This is a genomic window from uncultured Agitococcus sp. (assembly GCF_937920075.1).
GTDB lineage: Bacteria > Pseudomonadota > Gammaproteobacteria > Pseudomonadales > Moraxellaceae > Agitococcus.
The window spans coordinates 1-1,209 of the sequence record NZ_CALETI010000232.1; the positions used below are offsets into that span (position 1 = coordinate 1).

Genomic DNA, 1,209 nt, shown 5'->3' on the forward strand with positions numbered 1-1,209 from the left:
TTTTTGCTTGGCTGTTCAATAATGTAATCCATTATTTACCTCCCCACGGAATCCAATTAGAACCGTTAAACATTGCTATGGGTTTACCTGTTTTTGGGTCTTTAGCGACAGAACCTTTTTCTATGTTAGATGTTGGCAACTTTGATAAATCAGGTGCATTTTTTCTTGATGTTACAATATCCTCTGCTTTTTGGTACGCCTTTCCTGAAGCGAGTCCCATTTCCTCCATTGCCGCGCTTCTTAGTTGGCGTTTTTGCTCTATGACTTCTTTAGTGTCGCCAACGACAGGGAAATAGTTTTTATATTCTTGCTCGGCTTCATCTACACCAATAGCGGCACCTGATTCTTTTCTTAATTTTGCACGAATCCAAGCCAATGCTGCGTTTTTATATTGTTGTTGTTCAGGTGTTTGAAATGAACGCTCCAAAACATCGCCAACAATAGGAATATTAGATGCCATTGTGGTTTTTAGGGTTGGCTTTCCTTTTTCCTCATATTTTGCAAGCAAATCTTCTGCTTCTTTCATGCGGACATAAAAGCCTGCTGCATTTGATTCCTCACCGCTTGGGGTTTGAGCCGCTTTCGGAGTGGTTGCAGGTTTGCCGTTTATCATAATAGGCTTAGTTTGTCCTGTGTCCAAATCCACCAAATAAGTGCCTGTCGCATCGCTTACTTGTTGCACTCTTGGTTGTGTTTGGCTTGGCGCATCTAAACTCTTAACCCCTAATACAATGGGTTTGCCGTTTGCATCATAGCCATAAACAGTTTCTTTTCTTCCGTTTGGCACTGTCCATGTGATAGGTGCTTTAGGGTCTTTTGGTGCTTCATAAACCCCACTACCAAGCCATTTAACGTCACCTTTCCTATTAGTGATATAAGCATCAGGCAATCCAGTTTGCGGATTAATACCTTTTGTAGGATTAGTGCCCCATTCTATATCATTAGCTGCTCTTTCTTGTTTAATACCGTTAGCAAACTTTACATAACTATCAATATCATTTTGTTGTAATGCGTGTTTAGCTGCAATCTGTAAAACATCTAAGTAATCAGGCGTACGCCCTGCCACCGCTGGACTAACCAATTCGCGGTTAATATCAAAATTACCCTTTAAAATGTTTTCGCCAAATAAATCAGGTGTTGGCATATTTTGGCCACGTTCTGCCGCTAATACCCCTGTCATCCCTTGAGGCATTTGACCTGTGGGAATAG

General features: G+C 41.2%; 1 protein-coding gene. It reads right to left on the reverse strand.

Features of this window, described 5'->3' with window-relative positions; all coding sequences use genetic code 11:
- Positions 1 to 31 precede the first annotated feature (31 nt).
- Positions 32 to 1,209: hypothetical protein (locus Q0212_RS08235; protein ID WP_297924401.1), on the reverse strand; the 1,178-nt coding region annotated here is incomplete at its 5' end.